Source organism: Parashewanella sp. 2210YD4-3 (genome assembly GCF_056591735.1).
Genome location: NZ_JBWQOG010000008.1, coordinates 62274 through 83203 on the forward strand (window position 1 = coordinate 62274; position 20930 = coordinate 83203).

Genomic DNA, 20930 nt, shown 5'->3' on the forward strand with positions numbered 1-20930 from the left:
ATACATTTTGTTTTAAATTGTGAAATTTATGATAAGTTTACAGCTTGAAAAGTGGAAGGGTATATATGTTGTTCAGCGGTTTTAAATTAACTAAAACAATAAGATAAGAGGTTGTAGCTGATGAGTGAGTTTTCTAGCGAAGTGTCAATTCAGGCTTCATCTAAAAATAGAGTGGCTGTTCGAGATATTTTCAATATTTCATCAAATATGATGGTAACCGCATTTGAAGAATCGAATGATTATGTTCCAAAAATTGATCCAAACTATCAATTTAATAAAGAAGTGACCTTAGCGATATTAGCTGGCTTTGAACATAATCGACGCGTTATGTTGCAAGGTATGCATGGCACAGGTAAGTCGACGCACATCGAGCAAATCGCCGCTCGCTTGAACTGGCCATGTCTACGAGTCAACCTTGATGGCAACATCAGCCGCTTAGACTTAATCGGCAAAGATACAGTTACCCTAAAAGAGGGGAAACAGGTTACTGAATTTCAAGAAGGTATTTTGCCATGGTCACTGCAGCGCCCTGTAGCTCTGATTTTTGATGAATACGATGCGGGGCGACCTGATGTGATGTTTGTCATCCAGCGTGTGTTAGAACGAGATGGAAAGTTAACCCTGTTAGATAAAAATAAAGTTATTTCACCTCATGCTGATTTTAGATTATTCGCAACGGCAAATACGGTCGGGCAGGGAGACTTCTCAGGGCTTTATCGCGGTGTTCAAGTGTTAAACCATGCGCAAATAGACCGTTGGAATATCATAGCAACCTTAAATTACCTGCCTGAAGAAGATGAAACCAATATGGTTTTAGCGCAAGTGGGAGTAGAAAGAAATATTGTTGAAGCTATGGTTTCGCTGGCGACTTTTACTCGAAAAGGTTTTGCAACAGGTGAAATGTCTACGGTGATGTCACCCAGAACCGTCATCACTTGGGCTGAAAATTATCAGATATTCGACGACCTCGAACTTTCATTTAAGTTATCATTTTTAAATAAATGCCAAGAGGAAGAAAGGGCATTAGTTGCTGAATATTTCCAACGTTGTTTCGATAAAGAGTTAGCAACTGAGACATTGATATGAACGATTCATTAAGCAGATCAGAACAACAAGCACGAGATTCGTTGGCATCAGCTGTGGTGAGCAGTTTTGCTACCGATCTTAGTTCTAGTTCAATGAGTCAATCGGCTTATAAATATCAGCAAGGCAGTTTGTATCAAGGCACGACCAGATTACCGTTTTATGCGCCGCATACTCAACAGCAGTGGTTAGCGTCAATTTCAGAAATCTTCCCTGAATCTGGCACAGAGGGATTAACTCTGGAATATCGCGGTCGAATTGATGCATTAGCGCTTCGTTTACAGCATTCAGATCTTCATTTGCATCAAAAACTGAAACCCGAAGGTTCAATTTCTGGATTGCTTTTTGAAATGTTGGAGCAGTTACGAGTGGAATGTTTGATTTCTGATGCTCATATAGGCATGAAGTCAAACATTAACAATCTATTTGAACAATGGAGCCATTGTTTTCATTCATCGGGGTTAACCGAGTCCAGCTTGGGTATTCTGTTATACACGCTTGCGCAAATGAGCCGTGCAAGATTACTTGGAATAGCCGTTTCTGAAGAAACAGAGCATCTTATTGAACATACTCGTTTCACGCTTTCTGGCAAAGTGGGCAAGCCGTTAAATGCAATGAGATGGTCACTTTCAAATCAAGCTAATTATGCTCAGCATGCCTTAGAAATTGCATACTTGATTGAAGCCATGGTTGAGCTTGAGTCAAATGAAGAAGAAAGCGATGAGCTTCAGCCAAAAGTTGTAAAAGGTTTTGCAATTTTATTGGAGTTAGAAACGGAAACGCTTGAGGCAATTTCGAAAGCTGAAACCGGAACAAGTAAGGTTTTTGAAGCGTCTAGCCATCAATATAAGGTGTTTACGACTGAGTTTGATAAAACCATTTACCCTGAAAAGCTCATTCGTGAGGCATTGCTTAAAGAATATCGTCAGCAATTAGATGAGAACATCCTCAGTCAAAAGATCAACGTTAGAGGCTTAGCTCGGTATATCTCTTCATTATTGAATCAATCCGTGATGGAAGATAGACAAACAGAACTAGAAGAAGGCTACGTTGATGCCAGACGCTTAAATTCAATGATTTGTTCACCCAGCGAAACGGCACTATTTTATCAAGTCAGCCCCAAGCCTCAAACCGATACAGCGATTACTTTTTTAGTCGACTGTTCTGGCTCGATGAAAACACACGCTAAGCAAATCACCTTGTTATTGGATACCTTAGTCCGTGCTTTTGATATCGCAGAAGTGAAAACAGAAGTACTAGGCTTTACCACAGGTGAATGGAATGGCGGGCAGGTGCTAAAACAATGGCGTCGTCAGCGTAGCCCTGAAAATCCGGGGCGATTAAATTCAGTTCGTCATATGATTTTTAAACACAGCGGACAAAGTTGGAGAAAATCGCGCTTAGGCATGGTCGGTTTACAAAAGCTAGACATATACAAAGAAGGTATTGATGGCGAAGCAGTTGAGTGGGCGGGTCAGCGGTTATCACACATTGATACAAAGCGAAAAATATTGGTGGTGCTGTCTGATGGTTGCCCCATGGATACCGCAACCAATCAAGCCAATGATAAGTTTTATTTAGATAATCATTTAAAGGCTGTCATTTCTCAGCAACCCCAACTTGGAATTGAGGTGGTTGGACTTGGCGTTGGGATTGATTTAAGTACATACTATTCGAAAAATACAGCTATAGATATAGAAAGCGAATTTAATAGTAAAACGTTAAAGCAGCTTGTTGATAGATTATTTTAAAATTAATTTTTCTTTACTTTCAATGAACTTCGATAAAAGGGTTGCGAGAATAAGGTTTGTATTTGAACTAATATAGAATGAGCAAAATATGGCTGCAGTCGCTTCAGAACCCTCGCCAATTATTCAACAATTAGCAGTTCCAAAAAATAGAGATCTTTCTTCATCAGCCATTTATCAGCAAATAAAAGTGTTAGAAGCAAAAAAGTCACATGCTGAGTGGTTTCAACTCTTTGAAATACCCTATCTACAAAGGGATGACATTGAACAAAAGTTTGATAACTGGTTTCTTGTAAAAAGCTTTTTAGAAATTTTAATAGAGACTTGGTTGAGCTTAGAAAGGGGGAGCGAAGAAAAATTAGTTAAGTTGTCGCATACTGTTGACCCATTATTAAATTTGGATTTAACACTATTATCTATTCCTCAGGCTTGCATAAAGCCCAACCTTGTCTCATCAAGAACTAAACATAGTTATTCGCTCTCGAGAAAGAAGCGAGAAATTAGTTTTATTGACTCAGAACCTCTACTTGGGAAGTTAATTTTTTTTGAAAAACCTCAAAGTTTAACAGCAGTGAATGTCAGATCTTTTTTTCAAGCTTATTCAAACAGCTGGAAGCAAATTGGAGAAACATTAGCCTTTAATCAAGCATGCTTAAATTATGCAGATAATCATGTCGTATTTGATAAACTTGGTTGGGTATTTGATAGATTTTTTGAAGATTTTGACTATAAAAGCGAAGAAGAGAGGTTCAATCATCTATCATGCGCAGCCTTTAATTTTATTAAACAAAATCAAGGGGTTTCTGAAGCCACATTTTTTGTTGCACAAATGACGTCTAACTTCAGAAAAATGAGTTGAACACATGCGCGATAGGAGGACGTTACTATCGATAAGTGTAATTCTCTTAAGGAGAATAAAATGACTTAAGTCCATATTACTCCAATTAATCTAGTCCTAAATTCAGATAAACTCACTAGATGGAGCTGGTTAATTTTGTTGTTAAAAATGTACAATAGGAATTGGTTGGTTTCTAGGATTTAAAAAAAATTGTTCTAGGAGCTGGAACTGGAATAGGTTTGGCCTCAACTTGTTTTACATGTGCTAACTGTCGGGTTTCTTGCACTGGCACAAATTGCCCCGTTTCGTCTGCTTGTTGTAGCGGAATTGCTGGTTTTGGTTGTGGAGCTAAATTAGCAAGCATTCGAGTTGTTTGATGTTCTCTACTATTAGGTTTACTTCGGGTCGTAAATTCATTATGTGGACAGGGGGTGCTAAAATTCAATTCTTCATGCATCTTCTTTATTGCTCGGATAACACGTCGAGCATTGGGGGTGAATCCCCTTAAGACCATTGCAAACCATGGCTCTTGAAGCTGTAAATTTTGGTAAATACCATAAATTTTATCTGAGAACTGTTTTGTATGACTTTCTCCTGCATCGTCTAGATAGGCCATGGAATTAAAAAAGTCAGTAATTGCTTTTTTGGTTTCGAGAGAAGCGAATCTTAACTGGTGCCGAATAAAGAAGCTATGGTTACTTCTAGTTGTAAAATGCTCATAATCTCCATCGCGTAGATAATAGTAACGCTCCTCATATTTGGAACGGTGGTTGTTTCTGATGCCACACATATCTTCTGATGAAGTGGGTTCATATGGTGATTCTGTTGGGGAATATGGAGCGTGCGGATAACCCGCTCTATTTTCATCTGCTGAATAGTCAAATTGCTCATCATAATGATGAGATTGTCTATGGCATTCGGGATACCTTTGATACTGATAATCCTGTGGTGAATTCTCATACTGCCATTGGTAATCATTAGCTTGTGCAGAGTAGCCTTGTTGCCCAATATAATCATGACGGACTGCCATATTGAAACCTCACGTTTTATGACTTAACAAGTCATGTCATAAATATTTTCATTTAAGTTATCTGAAAAATAGATCAACTCAGTTTGCTTGTCAGTAACTATGAGAGAAGGTTAATTTGTGGTTAATCAAGATGTATTTCGTTTAGATGCGAAGCTAGTGCACTATAGTGACTTAGCTAAAAGTCACTACAGATTTAAACAGTAAATAGCCTCCTAATAGCATTAATAATATAAATACCACTTTTTTCATAGTCTGAGGCTTTAAAGGTATGGGGTACTTCACAGCGATCATTGTGGTGATTGAAACCAAAGGAATCGCTAACGCAGAGAGAAATAAGATGTCATTTGTAAGCTGATCTTGGCTCCATAAAAACAGACTACGGCTTGCTGAGGAGCAGGCAAATAAAAGCAGCAGTAGGTTACGTATAGAAACAATAGAAAAGGGTTGTCGATAGAAGTGGAAAACTAAAGGTGGCCCCGCCATACCGAATAGACCTCCTGTAAAACCTGATGCAAAACCAGCAATAGAAAACGTGGATATATGGCTACGAGATTTGTCTTGATTGTGTGATACTTGATTGATTGAGCTAATACCACTAATAATGATCATCAAACCAAGTAAAGCTTGTAACATTGCTGTTGCTGAATCACTTAAATATGAAAGCAGTTGAACGCCAAGAATGACTCCCGGAATGATTGCCAAACCAGCAAAAATAGCGATTTTCCAATCGATATTATACAAAGATTTTGGAATAACCGTTAAGCAATTCACTAGAGTTACTAGACTTACTACAGCGGCGATAAAACTAAGCTCAGCAAGCCCAAAAGCCGTTGCCAGACCTGTAACAATAATACCTAACCCAAACCCTGTTGAAGTTTGAAAATAAGTACCAACTGCTATGATCAATAACAGCAAAATAAAGGTTGTTATCATGGCTTATACTGCTGCTTGAGCTTGGACGACAGTTACTGCAATCACATTGTAAACATCATCTGCATTACAACCACGAGATAAGTCATTAGCAGGCTTTGCTAGCCCTTGCAGCAATGGACCTACGGCAGTTGCTTGCGCCATTCTTTCTGCCATTTTGTAGCCGATATTTCCTGCCTCAAGGTTAGGGAATATCAACACGTTTGATTCACCTTTGACCTTCGAGTCTGGCTTTTTAACTTTGGCGATATCAGCAACGAGAGCGGCATCCAGCTGAACATCTTCATCGATGGCAAGTTCTGGCATCACTTCTTTTACAATCCGAGATGCTTGTACCACTTTATCTACTGCTGAATGTTTAGCACTGCCGTTTGTGGAAAACGAAAGCATAGCGACTTTGGGGTCTTTGCCTAATAAAGCTTGAGCATTCTTTGACGCAGCCATGGCTATGTCAGCCAGTTCCTCTGCATTAGGATCGATAACTAGCCCGCAGTCAGAGAAAATCATGCCACCTTTGAACGTGTGGAATGGCTGGCACATGATCATTAAAAAGAAGCTAGAAACAATTTTTGAGCTTGGGCAAGTTCCAATAATTTGAATAGCACTGCGGACAACGTCGGCTGTGCTATATACAGCGCCAGCAACGGAACCTTCGGCAATACCATGCTCTACCAGCATATTGGCAAAACAAAGTGGTTTTAATACTTCTTTTTGCGCGCGCTCAAGCGTCATTCCTTTGTGTTTACGTTTCTCAACAAGTGCATGAGCTAATTGATCTATCAATGGTGATGAGGCTGGATCCATGATTTCAATCTGGCATTCACTCTCGCAGATGTTCGGCTGATGTTTCAAAATTAGCTTGGAAACATTGCGAGCGTTGCCAACTAATATGATATTGGCAATGCCATCTTCACTTGCTTTTATTGCGGCTTGGATAATACGCTCATCATCACTTTCGCACAGAACAATGGTTCTAGGTGACTGTTTGGCTTTATGTATGATCAGATCCATGACTTTCATAATACTTCTCTTGTTGTTTTTATTTAAAAGCTTTTATTGAGACAAAATGTTTCGATAAATAAAATTTATGAAAATATTATGCGCTTTAGGCTTATTTGGTCAATCAATTCTCAAAAAAAATCGTTATAATGGGCCATTGAGTAAAAATAAGGCAGCTAGGAAACTAAAATGGACAAAAAAAAGGTTGAAGGAGATACCCCAACACTTCGTCTTTTTTCTTTACTTGAAGTTATTGCGCAGCGGGATGAGTTTTTTTCATTACAAGGATTAGTAGAGGAAACGGGCTTGCCTAAGCCAACCGTACACAGAATGTTAAATCAGCTTGAGTCAGCGGGCATTCTTCAGCGTGATGGCGACGAGCGCCACTTTAGCTCTGGTGGTCGTTTACGCAGACTCGCCGAAAACCTACTCCTAAACAGCACCACTCATAGTGCGCGGCGTTTAATCCTACAGCAATTAGTTGATGAGGTCGGCGAAAGCTGTAATATTACAGCAATGTCAGACGGTGAAATCGTCTATCTTGATCGCATTGAAACCGCAGCTCCTCTTCGTTTTTATCTTCATCCCGGCTCAAGGGTTCCACTTCATTGTTCTGCCAGTGGTAAATTATTTTTAGCGCAAATGAGTAAATCACAGCGCAAGCGTATGCTGTCTCATGCCGTGCTTACTCAATACACTGAAAAAACCATTATTGATATCGACGAATTAGAAAATGAAATCGATAAGGTGAAATATGCAGGGTATGCCATTGATAATGAAGAGTTCTTACCCGGGTTACTTTGTGTGGCAGTAATGGTGCCACGAGAGAAAGGACGCTCAAACTTATGTCTTGCTATTCAGGCGCCGATTATGAGATTAAAACCAGAAAGTGCTCTTCACTTTTTACCTGCCCTGCAAAGAGCAGCGCATGCTCTTGCTGAGGTTGAGGCTGAAAGTTGGCCTGAAACGGCAGAATAAGTGGGTTAATAATGGTTATCAATTACATTTTGAGTGATAATAAAAAAATTATTTGAATGGGGAAATTACCATGGCTGAAGAAACCATTTTTAGTAAAATTATCCGTAAAGAAATACCTGCAGATATCGTTTATCAAGATGAGTTAGTGACTGCATTTAGAGATATCTCCCCTCGTGCACCGACTCATGTACTGATCATTCCAAACAAATTAATCCCTACAGTAAATGATGTCACAGAGTCTGATGAAGCCTCTTTAGGGCGAATGATGACAGTTGCTGCTAAAATTGCAGAACAAGAGGGCATTGCTGAGGACGGATACCGTCTAATTATGAACTGTAATAAGCATGGCCGTCAGGAAGTTTTTCACATTCATATGCATTTGATCGGTGGTCAGGACGTTGGCCCAATGCTTTCAATTTAAATTCGGAACACAGATAGATAATGAGCAGTACTACTCCCGTTAATCCAGAATTTTTTCCATTAACTACCTTGGCAGAGCGCTTTGTCAATCAGTTGACTCAGTGTCGCCGTTTAAATGTAAAAGTACATGAGGCTAGTGAGCATCATGTACTCATGGAACTACCGTACAGCGAGAAGCATATCGGTTATCCAGAAACAGGGGTTATTCACGGCGGTGTGATCACCACGCTTATGGATACTGCTTGCGGTTGCGCCACCATTTGTGCCATTAAAAAGAAATACGACTCATTAGAGATTTCGCCGACTTTGGATTTAAGAGTCGACTACATGAAATCAGCTAAGCCGCACCAATCAGTCTTTGTATTGGCTGAATGTTATCGTTTGACTTCCAGCATCGCCTTTACTCGTGCGATCGCCTATCAGGATAGTATTGATTATCCTATTGCTCACGCAGTTGGTGCGTTTATGCGTATCAGCCCAGAGATGATTGGTGATGAGTTTAGAGCAGCGCTCATGGGGGAAAGCGAAGGGCCTGAATTTAATCAGCTTCGTATGCAAGAAGAAGCGCAATTTGAAAAAGCTGAAAAGCCTACCACAGCACCTAAGGCACCATTAGCGGTAAAAGACATCGTTCAAAAAGCATCGGAAACCAATGATTTTGAACAGTTACTTGCCCATGTTCCTTATGCTAAATGGATTGGTATGGATGTGGAGCGTTTCGGTTATGAATTAGTGTTCCGTTTACCTGCAAAAGACAGCAATATAGGTAATCCTGTATTACCTGCCATACATGGTGGCGTGATTGCTGGGTTTATGGAAATGTCGGCAATTGTGCAGTTAATGGTATTTATGCACACAGAAAAAGTGCCTAAGATTGTGGACTTCTCGATTGATTATTTACGAGCTGGTTACCACAAAGATACTTTTGTGGAGTGCCACATTACTCGTCAGGGTCGAAGGGTCGCAAACGTGAATATCAGCTGCTGGCAAAGTAGTCGCAAGCAGTTAATTGCTACGGCTAGGGCTCATTTCTTAATTGAATAAACATACAGCTAAGGAAATATTATGAAACGGTTTAATCTTGCATTGTGTTTGTTGCTATCTACAGTCGCTATTACTGCATGTGCGCCTAGAACTGCGGGTATTAAAATAGACTCTCAAGGCAATTATCAAATCGATAATCGACGTTTCGCCAGTGATGTTTCCCTTAAAAATAGTTTACTTCGTCAAGTTGGTTCTCAATTACAAGGGGCCGCAAGCATTGTTAGTGACTATTCAAAAAGCCAAACGGTAGAATATCGCTTTGTATGGTTTGATGCGCAAAATTACGAAGTTGATGCTGACAGTAAAGCGTGGACGCCAGTAACATTACATGGCAAGCAGAGCAAACAAATTACATCTGTTGCACCTAATTCAAATGCGACCAGATTTGAGGTTTATGTTAGGAAAGTTCACTGAATCAACTGAGAAAACCCAGCCATTAATCTCTTGATCAACGGCTGGTTTGTTTTATTTATTCAGTTTGATCGTCTAAGCCTTTATTCATAGCTCGATCAACGAGAATATTATCCAGCTGTTTGGTGCTATCAACGCCAAGCTGTTTCATTTGCTCGGCTTGTCTCAACAAGTTTCCTTTTCCTTCAGATAACTTACCCATAGCGGCTTTATAAGTGGTATCAGCGGTATCTAAAGCGCGTCCCAGCTTTTGCATATCAGTGACAAAACCACAGAGCTTGTCGTAAATCTTCCCTGCTTGTTGAGCAATTTGTTGTGCATGCTGATTCTGGTATTCATAACGCCAAATATTGTGAATGGTTCTTAAAGCGACCAACAGATTTGTCGGGCTAACTAACATCACATTATGATCGAGTGCGAAGTTTACCAGTTCAGGATCATGTTCCAGCGCAAGTAGGAATGCTGGTTCGATTGGAATGAACATCAATACATAGTCAAGGCTAGTGATGCCATGGAGTTGCTGATAGTTTTTCTTACTCAAACCTTTTATGTGGTTACGAATCGAGATGACATGATCTTGAATCGCTTGCTTTTGCTCTATCTCGTCTTCACTGTTAAAGAATGTTTCATAGGCAACCAATGACATCTTAGAATCAATCACAACATCTTTTTGTTCTGGTAAATGTACAATGACATCAGGTTTAAAGCGTTTACCATCGTCATTTTTAAGATCGGTTTGAGTGTCATATTCATGTCTTTCTCGCAAACCACTTTCTTGTAATACTCTATCTAAAATAACCTCTCCCCAATTACCTTGCTGCTTATTATCACCTTTTAAAGCGTTAGTAAGGTTGATAGCGTCTTGGCTCATTTTTAGATTCAGAGCTTGAAGTTGCTCAAGTTGATGTTTGAGTGCACTTCGCTCTGATTGTTCATGGGTATAGGATTCATTTACTTGCTTTCTAAAACCTTCAAGTTGCTCTTTAAAAGGTGAAAGCAGGTGATTGATCTGTTCTGAATTATGTTTATTGAATTTTTCGTTGCGGTCATCAAAGATTTTGCTGGCTAGATTTTCAAATTCAGTTTTAAGGCGAATTTCAGCAGACTCGAGCAAAGCTATCTTATCTTCGAGTGCTTTTTTTTCGATTTCATGAGTCGCTACTAAGGTTTTTTGCATTGAGTTGGACTTTGATAATGCCAACTGTGCTTCCATCATTTTGTGTTGGATGCTTTTTAAATCAGCTTCGACTTTTGCAAAGTTCTCAGTTAAAGCCTGCGCCTTACCAAGAGCTTGAATATTGATCTGATAGTCTTCTTGCAAGTGAGTATACTTTTCTTGGGTTTTCACCAACTCAGCTTCGTGCAGTTCTTGTTTGATTTCCATGACATGTTCCCAACGTTTTCGTGTTAAACGCTGGTTGATTAACATGCCAAATAAAAAGGCCAATATGGCAACGGCGATGAGTAAAAAAATAGTGCCAGTAGTCAGTGAGTCCAATGGTGTGTTACTTAACATAAAGCGAGTGTAATCTTGATGTGAGTTTATTGAGGGTAGCATGTCATGCTAGCACATCGCCTTCAAGTAAGAGCTCTATATTTTTTATTAGGGTTAAGCTTTGTTCATTAAGAAATATCATGATTGTTGATCGCATATACTGTCTGGGTAGTTAACTGTTTTTACTTCAGGTTAAGGTAAATTATGTCTGTAGAGCTAACTGATATGTGTAGCTTGTCTCTGGATGAATCAATAGCGCATAGTCAGGACATTCAGCTGAATGAGAGCTCTGAGGCCATTGATCATGCCGTTCTTAAATCTTTGCTATACGATAAAACACAAGCAAAGCAAGCCTTTTCGTATCTAGCAAATTGTCAAGATAAGTCACTACCAGCCAAAGTGAGAGTTGAGGCATATTTCCAGTTGGTTAAGGCATTATCTCCTCACTATCGACATTGGTTTGAATTAACCTTTAAACAAGTAGCGGGTAACAAAAAATTAGAAATTTATTTTAACCAATATGCACAAGATGCAATTAAGGTAACTTCGATAACAGTTTCAAAGCAGGCTCAGGAACTAAACCATGAGCATGAGAAGTATGTCAGCAGGAAAACTAAGCAACAATTAGAGCACAAATTTAAAATGGATTTAGATAGAGCTGAATATACTTTTTTTGATTCAAGTGGTGTAATGCCATATCGGTATTTTTACACTGGTGATGTACGTAAATTGGAAGAAAAGTTTGACTATGCCTCACGTTTTTTTTCAGATGAAAGTGTTAAGACTCACTGTTTTTCATTGGGGTTTCAAGAGCTAATCCACTCTTTTATTGCGATTCGAAGCGATGTTTGTATAAATTTTCATGGTCATACTTTTGTCTTTAAATTCTCAAGAATGGAAAATGGCGAGATCTTACTTAAATTAGAATTCTCATCTAAGTTTAAAATAGGAGTGGCTGAAGCTGCGAAATGTGAGGAACCAATTAAAAGTTCTCAATGGCTAGCTGAGTTTGTCGTGTTGCGAAATGGTTTTTGCTGCACTGAGGCTTCTGTAAATATTCAATATAAAGATGAAAGTAAAAGTGGGGCAGAAAAGCCAAAGCATCTTGAGACAATACTTTATCCTAAGCTTCATAGTTAATAGCAATGAATGCCAGTAGAGATTTCAATTTTAAACCGCACTTATTACTTGTTATGGCGCAAGTGCTTATAGCGAGTTCATTTCCTGTAACTGCAATGCTCAATTCAAATAGTTCAGTTATTTCACTGAATATTCTTAGGTTTGTTATCGCAGTGACTTGCTTAGCTCCATTTGTATTGTTCAATCAGAAATATCGTAAGCAGCTAAAACACACATGGATTAAGGGGATGGTTATAGGTGGTTTTTACAGTGCCTATTTTCAGTTGTTATTTATCTCTTTAAAACAAACAACGCCTTTGCATACAGGGACACTTTATACACTCACTCCTTTCTTAACTGCTGTATTGAGTTTTTTTATTTGGCGATATCGTGTTAATCGATATGAAATGTTGGCTTATGGGATTGGTTCGGTTGGAACGGCGTGGGTGGTATTTAAAGGAGAAATCGTTTCAATTCTAGGATTTCATTTAAACTCTGGTGATTGGATTTATCTCGGCGCTGTAATATGCATGAGTTTATATGTATTATCGATGAAGATGTTACATAGAGGTGAAGACGCTATAGTTATGACTTTTAGCTCGCTTGTCGGCGGCTTAATTGTGACACTATTCGCTGCACTCGTCATGGGGGTGGATTTAGACTGGATTAGCTTGTCTGCTCATGATGTCTCAGTAATCTTTTATATCGCTATTGCAACTTCGCTTATGACCTCTTATTTGACCCAAAAAGCGAGTCAAAAGTTATTGTCCGTTGAAGTGACCACTTATATTTATTTAAGCCCAGTGTTTGTTGCTATTGAAGTGGCAATATTGGGGGGGCAGTTTCCTGAATTAAAAGTCCTACCAGGAATTGTTTTATCAGTGATTGCCACATTGGTTTTACTTTATTTCGCCCAAATAAAAAAGCGCGAACTCAGTCGCGCTTCTACGTCATTTGGAAAATGAACGAATTACTTTGCGTTCATTAGAGCAACAGTGTTGTCCAGCATACGGTTGCTGAAACCCCACTCATTGTCATACCAAGACATTACTTTAACTAGACGACCACTAACACGTGTTTGAGTAGCGTCAAAGTTAGAAGAATGAGGGTCATGGTTAAAGTCAATCGACACTAATGGCTGCTCGTTTACAGAAAGTACTTCTGAAAGTGGAGATTGAGCGGCTGCACGCTTGATGATGTCATTAACTTCTTCAATAGTTGTATCACGAGAAGCAATAAACGAAAGGTCAACTAGAGATACGTTAGCAGTAGGAACACGTACCGCCATACCGTCGAACTTACCTTGTAGCTCAGGAACGACTAAACCAACAGCGGCTGCAGCACCCGTTTTTGTTGGGATCATTGATAATGCAGCAGCACGAGCGCGACGTAAGTCAGAGTGATAAACATCTGATAGACGTTGGTCGTTAGTGTAAGCATGGATCGTAGTCATAAGACCAGACTCAATACCTAACTCGTCATTTAATGGCTTAGCAAATGGTGCTAAACAGTTAGTAGTACAAGACGCATTCGAAATAACAGTCATATCTGAAGTCAGAACGTCGTGGTTTACACCATAAACAACGGTTGCATCTACGTTTTTACCTGGAGCAGAAATGATAACTTTCTTCGCGCCTGCATTTAGGTGAGGTTGAACCGCTTCTTTAGAGGCGAAGATACCAGTACATTCGTATACAACATCAACGTTCAGGTCAGCCCAAGGCAGTTTACCTGGATCACGCTCTTGGAAAGTAACAATTTTATCGCCGTTCACGTAAATGGCTTCTTCATCATGGTCAACTTTAGCGTTGAAACGACCATGAACAGAGTCAAATTTGGTTAAGTGAGCATTAATTGCAGCGTCACCTAAATCGTTAATCGCAACGATTTGGATTGGGTAATCTTTTTCGCTCTCATATAGAGCACGTAGAACATTTCGACCGATACGGCCGTAACCGTTAATAGCAACGCGGATAGTCATTCGATATCCCTCTAACAAGTGGTTTTAAAATAAATCTGGTTATAAAATTACAAAAATGTTGAAAACAGTCAAGCTTGAATGCGTTTTTTGCACAGTTATCACGATAAATTTGCTGTTCAGCTCTAGATTTTGAGTTTTTCGTAACTTATTTTGGTAAAAGTTTTCAGGCTGGCAAGTTTTTTGATACGTGCTTATTTTAATCTCAGACTCTCTAATATTTTATCTTACCGATTGATAGATTCTGTTTCCGTGATTGAAATCTCAGCTTGATAAAAACAAAAATAGAAAAATTTTATAGAATTATTTTTACATTCTCATTTTTTAAATCCTTGATCTATACCATCAAAAAAAGCAATTCTGCCGCAAAAAAGTGACTTTGTTGTAATTATTACAAAAACCATTTCATCAATGAGCAAAATCAGCTGTTTTTTCTAATAAAATTACAATGTTGCAAAATGTTGTCAGCTAGCTTGCAGCCCCTTTTTTCATTACAATTGCCGCCAATCTGGAGCTATGCTTCAGATACCTCTAACTCTACATTTATAGATTTCCACTGCTTTATCTTGGATATGGCGGTAAGTGAAATAAAGGATTACTAATGAACGCTGATAAACACCTAAAAAGTTGGCAAGAACGTTTCGAACTAGCAGAAGCTATGCAGCCTTTACTAGGTAAGCTGTATCGAAACCAAGGTGTGGAAGTAGTAATGTATGGTAAGCCGCTTCTTAATGCTTCTACCATCGAAATTATTAAAGCTCACCGTTTGGTTCGCCGCTTTGTTGGTGACAAACTTCGTCTACGTGAGAGCTTCCCTTTTGTCGAAGCGTTAAGCAAGCTAGATATTAAACACTGTAAAGTGGACATCGGAAAACTAGCAGTAAACTACTGGCGTAACCATAAAGATGATAGCAACATCGAAGCTTATATGGCTCTTGAACTTGCACAAGGCATCAATAATGATTTAGATAAAGAACCGAAAGACGTAGTACTTTATGGTTTTGGTCGCATCGGTCGTCTGCTTGCTCGTCTATTAATTGAAAAGACCGGCAGCAGTAACTTACTTCGCTTACGTGCGATTGTTCTTCGCGGTGGCCGTAAAGGCGACTTAGAAAAGCGTGCAAGCTTGTTACGTCGTGACTCTGTACATGGCCCATTTAATGGTTCTGTATATATTGATGAAGAAAACAACGGAATTATTGCTAACGGTAATTATATTCAAGTTATCTATGCAAACTCTCCAGATGAAGTTGATTACACCCAGTACGGTATTAACAATGCTCTTGTTGTTGATAACACCGGTATCTGGAGCGATGAAGCTGGTTTAGGTCTTCATCTTAAGTCTAAAGGTGCTGCTAAAGTACTTCTTACTGCTCCTGCAAAAGGCGGTATTAAAAACGTGGTTTATGGTGTTAACCATGATGACATCACTGCTGAAGACACCATTATGTCAGCGGCAAGTTGTACTACTAATGCCATCACTCCAGTACTGAAGGCACTGAATGATAAGTTTGGTATCAATAATGGTCATGTAGAAACCATCCATTCATACACTAACGATCAAAACTTGATTGATAACTACCACAAAGCTGACCGCCGTGGTCGTAGCGCTCCACTGAACATGGTAATTACTTCAACGGGTGCAGCTAAAGCAGTATCTAAGGCTCTACCAGAAATGGAAGGTAAGCTAACGGGTAATGCTATCCGCGTACCTACGCCAAACGTTTCTATGGCGATTCTTAGCCTAAACTTGAATGAAAAAGTGAATAAAGATGAAGTGAACACTTATCTTCGTGATATCGCGTTGCATTCAGAACTTCAACATCAAATTGATTACACTGAGTCGACTGAAATTGTATCAAGTGATTTAGTGGGTTCTCGATACGCAGGTGTAGTGGATTCTCAAGCGACTATTGCAGAAGATAACCGCGCTATTTTATACGTTTGGTACGACAATGAATTTGGCTATAGCTGCCAAGTTGTTAGTGTAATGGCTAAGATGCTTGGTTTAACCACGCTTTCATTACCAAATAACTAATCGATTATATTTAGTCTATTTAAGCCCTACATTATGTGTGGGGCTTTTTTTGATCCAAAAATTAATTTGTTATCTCTCGCTGATGGATTTATAACCATAAAAAGGTTTTAAACCTAATTGAGGTGAGACAATGGAAAGGCAAATTTCGATTTCTCAGCAGGAAATGTTTGCTACGGGTGAGCAACTGTTTTCGCCAAGTTTACTTCCGCTTCAAGGACAGTCACTGCATCAAGCTCGCCGAGGGGAATCTTCTTCTTTTGGGCTATTTCAAGTTGAACAGCGAAACATCGACTATTCCAAACGTCAAGTGTTAGAGCAGTATTTCCATAATGGTAGACCTGTGGTGACACTTTATGCTCGTGACTTATCAAAAAACACTTCCTTACCAGAATTAGTGGAAAAACAAAAAACTAAAAGAGATGTAAGTAGATATTCCAGACGCCATAGCATCGAGGAGCTATCTTCTCCAGTGACAGAGGTAACTTTCGCTTCAAGTCTTCCAAAGTATGTTAGGCAAAGATCACAAGAAAGTGCTAGTAATTCTAAGGAAGTAGCACCGAGACGTTATAAGAGCTCTAGGCTATTTGATGAAAAGCTTGCTGTTCCTGAATATCAACAAAGAATAGTACAGCATTTAGCCGCTACACAAGAAACTAGAGAGAAAATTAAGAATGACTTTGTCGCCAGTTTCAATGAGAAGAGTAAGGAAGAAATGATTCAAAAGCTAAAGGTTCGCGCCAAATTCTTAATAGAAACTAATCAAAGAGAAAAATACATACGATCACTTCTTTCAACATCGAATAAAACATCATCAAGTTGATGAAAAAATAAAACTATTGCTTTAATAATCTTCAAACAAACCAAATATCTTCACTTTTTGTAAAATCTCGATTGACTCTTAAGTCGAAAACCGTAGAATGCATCTCGCAGTCAGGGAACAGCGGCACGAAAGTGAAGTTAGAACCAGACTGGATTTGAAAGGCGCGATGGCAGAATGGCTATGCTGCGGATTGCAAATCCGTCGATCTCGGTTCGACTCCGGGTCGCGCCTCCAGATTTATATGAGAAATTAAGTTTTAGTGCAACGGCATTAAAGCGACAGTTTTGCCCGAGTGGTGGAATCGGTAGACACAAGGGATTTAAAATCCCTCGCTGGTAACAGCGTGCCAGTTCAAGTCTGGCCTCGGGTACCATCATAAGTGAAAAAGCCTCAACATTTGTTGGGGCTTTTTTGCATCTGTTACTTTATCAGATCTCAACTTACTGTCTTGATTAATGCTAAAATAGCATCAATTTTACCTTCCTTAGGAAAAGTCCATGATTTTCACCCATATTGAACAAGCGGCCGCGGATCCTATTCTTGGCTTGAATGACGCCTTTAAAGCCGATACTCGCGAAACGAAAGTAAACCTTGGTGTTGGAGTATATAAAGATGACGCAGGGCAAACGCCAATTCTCAATGTGGTGAAAAAGGCAGAAGCTAAATTATTAGAAATAGAAAAAAGCAAGAACTATTTAGGGATAGAAGGTGTTCAACAGTTTAACCATGCTGTTCAAACTCTTTTGTTTGGTGATAACTCTCATATTGTAGCCCAGAAACGTGCGGTAACGGTTCAAGCCCCTGGCGGAACAGGTGCATTAAGAGTTGGATCAGAGTTTATTCTTCGTCATACCCAATCTCGTACTATTTGGGTCAGTAATCCTACTTGGGCCAACCATCAAAATATTTTTACGACAGTAGGGCTTGAAGTCAAAACCTACGGTTATTACGACCAAGGTACTCATGGTTTAGATTTCGACGCTATGCTTGCCGATCTTCAACATGCCAATGCTGGGGATTTGGTACTTCTTCATGGCTGTTGTCATAACCCTACGGGTATTGATTTAGATGATGGACAGTGGCAAATAATCGCTGACTTATGCGTTGAAAAAGAGCTGATACCATTTTTTGATTTCGCTTATCAAGGCTTTGGACGAGGCACAGAAGAAGATGCACAAGGCTTACGCATCGTTGTTGCTAAAGTGCCAGAACTGATAGTGGCTAATTCGTTTTCAAAAAACTTCGGTTTATACAATGAACGCATCGGTGCGTTAACCCTTGTTGCTGAAAATACTGATGTCGCGGCTCGTTCATACAGCCAAATAAAACGTGTGATTCGCGCTAATTATTCTAATCCTCCTGCTCATGGTGCTCTTATTGTCAGTACTATTTTGAGTGACGCAGAATTAAACCAACAATGGCAACAAGAGTTAGCAGAAATGCGTACTCGTATAGCGCAGATGCGAGAGCTTTTTGTTGATACCCTAATGGCTGAGGGGGTAACTCAAGATTTTAGCTTTATCAAGCAACAAATGGGTATGTTCAGTTTTTCAGGTTTGAATAAAGAACAAGTTCAGCAGCTTCGTGAGCAGTTTGCCATTTACATTGTTGGCTCAGGGCGGATCAGTGTGGCAGGAATGACCACAAGTAATATTCCGGTTATTTGCAAGGCGATTGCACAAGTTCAGTGATATAGCCGTGCATATTGATGCGTCACAGGTATAATATTCGCTAAAAATTAAAAGAGAATAAACACATGCGTATTACCGATAATTTTGATGGTGGCAATATTGAAGTCATCAACATTGAAAATAAAGACAACATTGAACTTAATATTCGCCCAGATGAAGGTGGTGAGTTTTATCAGTGGTTTAACTTTCGCTTCCAAGGCCAAGTGGGTAGCGAATACACGTTCAATATCTTAAACGCTGGCACCTCTTCTTATGTAAAAGGTTGGGAAGGGTATGATGCCGTAGCAAGCTATGACCGTGATAATTGGTTCCGCATTCCAACCAAATTCAAAGATGGTAAATTAACCATTAACTTAGAGATGCAATGCGATGCCATTCAAATCGCTTATTTTGCACCTTACAGCTATGAGCGTCATTTAGATCTGCTAAGTTCAGTGCAATTACATCCAGAAGTTTCTCTTGAACACTTAGGTTTAACGCTCGATGGTCGTGATTTGACGTTAGTTAAAGTCGGTGATGGTGATGAGTCTAAAAAGAATATCTGGATCACTGCTCGCCAGCATCCGGGTGAAACCATGGCTGAGTGGACGGTAGAAGGTCTTCTACACCGTTTACTTGACCAAAACTGTCCAACGTCTAAGAGTTTATTAGACAAAGCTAACTTCTACATTGTGCCAAACATGAACCCTGATGGTAGTGTTCGTGGTCATTTACGTACCAATGCTGTTGGTGTAAACCTAAATCGTGAGTGGCAATCACCAAGCTTGGAAAAAAGCCCAGAAGTGTATTACGTTACTGAAAAAATGAAGCAGACAGGTGTGGATTTATTTTATGACGTACACGGTGATGAAGGTCTGCCTTATGTATTCCTAGCTGGAGCAGAGGGTGTACCAAACTATGACGAACGTTTAACCAATCTACAGGCTGATTTTGTAAGTGCTTTGCAAATGGCTTCTGCTGATTTCCAAACTGAGTTTGGTTATGACAAAGATGAACCGGGTCAAGCTAACCTAACAGTGGCTTCTAATTGGGTTGCACATACTTTTGACTGTTTATCGAACACGCTTGAAATGCCATTTAAAGATAATGACAACTTACCTGATCCATTTATGGGCTGGTCACCTGAGCGCAGCGTATATATTGGTGAAGCATCATTATTAGCGATGCTTGCCGTTGTCGATAAACTGAGGTAATAACCTCAGCTCTGCATAAGCAAACCTCTACAGCACAGCTACTTAAGCGTATTTCTGTGTTAAAACAGCCCGAAATAGGTCAACTATTACGCCCTGTTTTGCCTTGAACTACACCTAATTAACTGCACTGTAGACAAAATTTTTAAATATTTTGATAATTCATAATAATGTAGCTTTCATTATACAAAGCTGAGGTTAATTAATGGCACTCATTCCATGCCCATATTGTAAAAAGCAGATTTCCAGTTTGGCTAAGCAATGTCAGCATTGTGATGCTAAATTGACGGGTGACAATGAAGCGAAATTGAATATCGCTAAAATCAATCAAGCCAGTAAACTGCAAACTCACAGCTTTATAGCCATGACCTTATTTGTAGCTGGAGTGGTGATTTGGTTTTGGGGTGGTGAGCCAGCTGAAGGCACTCGCATGTATGCGGGAGCTGTGTGCTTTACGTTCGGCTTTATTGGTTATTTGGTCACTCGAGTTCGAGTCATCTTACACAAGCGTAGGAGCGTCTAATGGATTTACATAAAATCATTGATGATATGCCTGAAGAAGTGTACTTGCGTATGCGCTCTGCAATGGAGTTAGGTAAGTGGGAAAACGGTGTTGCACTTACCGAGGAGCAGCGTGAACATGCGCTGCAGGTGGTTATGCTCTATCAGGCTCGTCATCTGGATCAAACCGACCACTTTACTATTGGCTCTGAAGGGCAGATTAACGAGTTGTCTAAGTCTGAGCTTAAAAAACAGTTTAAAGGCGATACTATCGCTGAATTTAAGCAAGACGAGTTTTAGTACTACTTGAGCCTGTTGCAATTTTTGCTGCAGGCGCTTTTTAGTTATGAATAAATTAACCACTTTCGTTTTGTTCATTCAGCAGTTGAAAAAAACAAGTAATAATATGGCTCTGATGAGTTTTTTTAATGACTTTTGAGCTTGCTCTATCGTACTTCATACCTCTTAATACTACAGTTGTATTAAAATCCAAGTTTTTGTTGCAAAGTGTCAGAATCTGGTACTCAAGTGGTCTGCTTCAAGCTTTTATTATCTGATAGTAAACGAAATAAGGCATCACAAGTATAGAATATTGGCTTATCTTCTTTTTGCGTTAA

At 39.5% G+C, this 20930-nt stretch carries 20 protein-coding genes and 2 tRNA genes; 17 read left to right on the forward strand and 5 right to left on the reverse strand.

Annotated features, from left to right (window positions below; genetic code table 11):
• Positions 1 to 120: 120 nt before the first annotated feature.
• From AC1EU0_RS12975 to AC1EU0_RS12985, 3 genes are all read left to right on the forward strand, one after another.
• The gene (locus tag AC1EU0_RS12975) at positions 121 to 1086 is read left to right on the forward strand and encodes an AAA family ATPase (protein WP_480302893.1); all 966 of its coding nucleotides are present in this window, start codon (positions 121 to 123) and stop codon (positions 1084 to 1086) included.
• A complete protein-coding gene (locus AC1EU0_RS12980) occupies positions 1083 to 2834 on the forward strand; it encodes a cobaltochelatase CobT-related protein (protein ID WP_480302894.1) in 1752 nt (583 codons plus the stop codon). Before AC1EU0_RS12975 ends, AC1EU0_RS12980 begins: the two co-directional genes overlap by 4 nt.
• 88 nt (positions 2835 to 2922) lie before the next feature.
• Positions 2923 to 3690, forward strand: coding sequence for a hypothetical protein (locus AC1EU0_RS12985; protein WP_480302895.1), 768 nt, complete (start codon positions 2923 to 2925; stop codon positions 3688 to 3690).
• Between the two features lie 172 nt (positions 3691 to 3862).
• On the opposite strand, the gene AC1EU0_RS12990 is transcribed toward AC1EU0_RS12985, so the two are convergent.
• From AC1EU0_RS12990 to pta, 3 genes are all read right to left on the reverse strand, one after another.
• Positions 3863 to 4699 carry a hypothetical protein gene (locus AC1EU0_RS12990; protein ID WP_480302896.1) on the reverse strand — a complete coding sequence of 279 codons (837 nt, stop codon included), beginning with the start codon at positions 4697 to 4699 and terminating at the stop codon, positions 3863 to 3865.
• Positions 4700 to 4870: 171 nt separating this feature from the next.
• Positions 4871 to 5632, reverse strand: a complete 762-nt coding sequence (locus AC1EU0_RS12995) for a sulfite exporter TauE/SafE family protein (RefSeq protein WP_480302897.1) — start codon at positions 5630 to 5632, stop codon at positions 4871 to 4873.
• Between the two features lie 3 nt (positions 5633 to 5635).
• Positions 5636 to 6640: a phosphate acetyltransferase gene (pta, locus tag AC1EU0_RS13000; protein WP_480302898.1), complete on the reverse strand. Its 1005-nt coding sequence runs from the start codon at positions 6638 to 6640 to the stop codon at positions 5636 to 5638.
• A 177-nt stretch (positions 6641 to 6817) separates the two neighbouring features.
• Between pta and AC1EU0_RS13005 the strand changes: the two genes are divergently transcribed.
• The 4 genes from AC1EU0_RS13005 (at position 6818) to AC1EU0_RS13020 (ending at position 9484) form a co-directional block, all read left to right on the forward strand.
• Entirely contained in the window at positions 6818 to 7606 is a 789-nt protein-coding gene (locus tag AC1EU0_RS13005) for an IclR family transcriptional regulator (protein WP_480302899.1), read from the forward strand.
• A gap of 70 nt (positions 7607 to 7676) precedes the next feature.
• The gene (gene hinT / locus AC1EU0_RS13010) at positions 7677 to 8027 is read left to right on the forward strand and encodes a purine nucleoside phosphoramidase (protein ID WP_121839042.1); all 351 of its coding nucleotides are present in this window, start codon (positions 7677 to 7679) and stop codon (positions 8025 to 8027) included.
• A gap of 20 nt (positions 8028 to 8047) precedes the next feature.
• Complete coding sequence (locus AC1EU0_RS13015; protein WP_480302900.1) at positions 8048 to 9070, forward strand: PaaI family thioesterase; 1023 nt, start codon at positions 8048 to 8050, stop codon at positions 9068 to 9070.
• A gap of 21 nt (positions 9071 to 9091) precedes the next feature.
• Positions 9092 to 9484 (forward strand): YcfL family putative periplasmic lipoprotein, encoded by a 393-nt coding sequence (locus AC1EU0_RS13020; RefSeq protein ID WP_480302901.1) that lies wholly within the window; start codon positions 9092 to 9094, stop codon positions 9482 to 9484.
• Positions 9485 to 9539: 55 nt separating this feature from the next.
• On the opposite strand, the gene rmuC is transcribed toward AC1EU0_RS13020, so the two are convergent.
• Positions 9540 to 10997, reverse strand: a complete 1458-nt coding sequence (gene rmuC, locus AC1EU0_RS13025; RefSeq protein ID WP_480302998.1) for a DNA recombination protein RmuC — start codon at positions 10995 to 10997, stop codon at positions 9540 to 9542.
• Positions 10998 to 11180: 183 nt separating this feature from the next.
• Here rmuC and AC1EU0_RS13030 point away from each other — a divergent pair, with 183 nt between their 5' ends.
• Positions 11181 to 12116 (forward strand): hypothetical protein, encoded by a 936-nt coding sequence (locus tag AC1EU0_RS13030; protein ID WP_480302902.1) that lies wholly within the window; start codon positions 11181 to 11183, stop codon positions 12114 to 12116.
• 5 nt (positions 12117 to 12121) lie between these two features.
• The gene (locus AC1EU0_RS13035; protein WP_480302903.1) at positions 12122 to 13060 is read left to right on the forward strand and encodes a DMT family transporter; all 939 of its coding nucleotides are present in this window, start codon (positions 12122 to 12124) and stop codon (positions 13058 to 13060) included.
• 5 nt (positions 13061 to 13065) lie between these two features.
• Here the strand turns inward: AC1EU0_RS13035 and gap are convergent, their stop codons facing one another.
• On the reverse strand, positions 13066 to 14076 hold the full coding sequence (gene gap, locus AC1EU0_RS13040; RefSeq protein WP_480302904.1) for a type I glyceraldehyde-3-phosphate dehydrogenase: 1011 nt from the start codon (positions 14074 to 14076) through the stop codon (positions 13066 to 13068).
• A 598-nt stretch (positions 14077 to 14674) separates the two neighbouring features.
• Between gap and AC1EU0_RS13045 the strand changes: the two genes are divergently transcribed.
• The 8 genes from AC1EU0_RS13045 (at position 14675) to AC1EU0_RS13080 (ending at position 20613) form a co-directional block, all read left to right on the forward strand.
• Complete coding sequence (locus tag AC1EU0_RS13045) at positions 14675 to 16111, forward strand: glyceraldehyde-3-phosphate dehydrogenase (RefSeq protein WP_480302905.1); 1437 nt, start codon at positions 14675 to 14677, stop codon at positions 16109 to 16111.
• 130 nt (positions 16112 to 16241) lie between these two features.
• Complete coding sequence (locus tag AC1EU0_RS13050) at positions 16242 to 16931, forward strand: hypothetical protein (protein WP_480302906.1); 690 nt, start codon at positions 16242 to 16244, stop codon at positions 16929 to 16931.
• 160 nt (positions 16932 to 17091) lie between these two features.
• Positions 17092 to 17165, forward strand: a tRNA-Cys gene (locus AC1EU0_RS13055).
• Positions 17166 to 17217: 52 nt separating this feature from the next.
• Positions 17218 to 17304, forward strand: a tRNA-Leu gene (locus AC1EU0_RS13060).
• 124 nt (positions 17305 to 17428) lie between these two features.
• Complete coding sequence (locus AC1EU0_RS13065; protein WP_480302907.1) at positions 17429 to 18622, forward strand: amino acid aminotransferase; 1194 nt, start codon at positions 17429 to 17431, stop codon at positions 18620 to 18622.
• A 65-nt stretch (positions 18623 to 18687) separates the two neighbouring features.
• A complete protein-coding gene (locus AC1EU0_RS13070) occupies positions 18688 to 19815 on the forward strand; it encodes a M14 family metallopeptidase (RefSeq protein ID WP_480302908.1) in 1128 nt (375 codons plus the stop codon).
• A 202-nt stretch (positions 19816 to 20017) separates the two neighbouring features.
• Positions 20018 to 20335, forward strand: a complete 318-nt coding sequence (locus AC1EU0_RS13075; protein WP_480302909.1) for a zinc ribbon domain-containing protein — start codon at positions 20018 to 20020, stop codon at positions 20333 to 20335.
• Positions 20335 to 20613, forward strand: a complete 279-nt coding sequence (locus tag AC1EU0_RS13080) for a YeaC family protein (protein WP_480302910.1) — start codon at positions 20335 to 20337, stop codon at positions 20611 to 20613. The genes AC1EU0_RS13075 and AC1EU0_RS13080 overlap by 1 nt, the downstream gene beginning before the upstream one ends.
• Positions 20614 to 20930 lie beyond the last annotated feature (317 nt).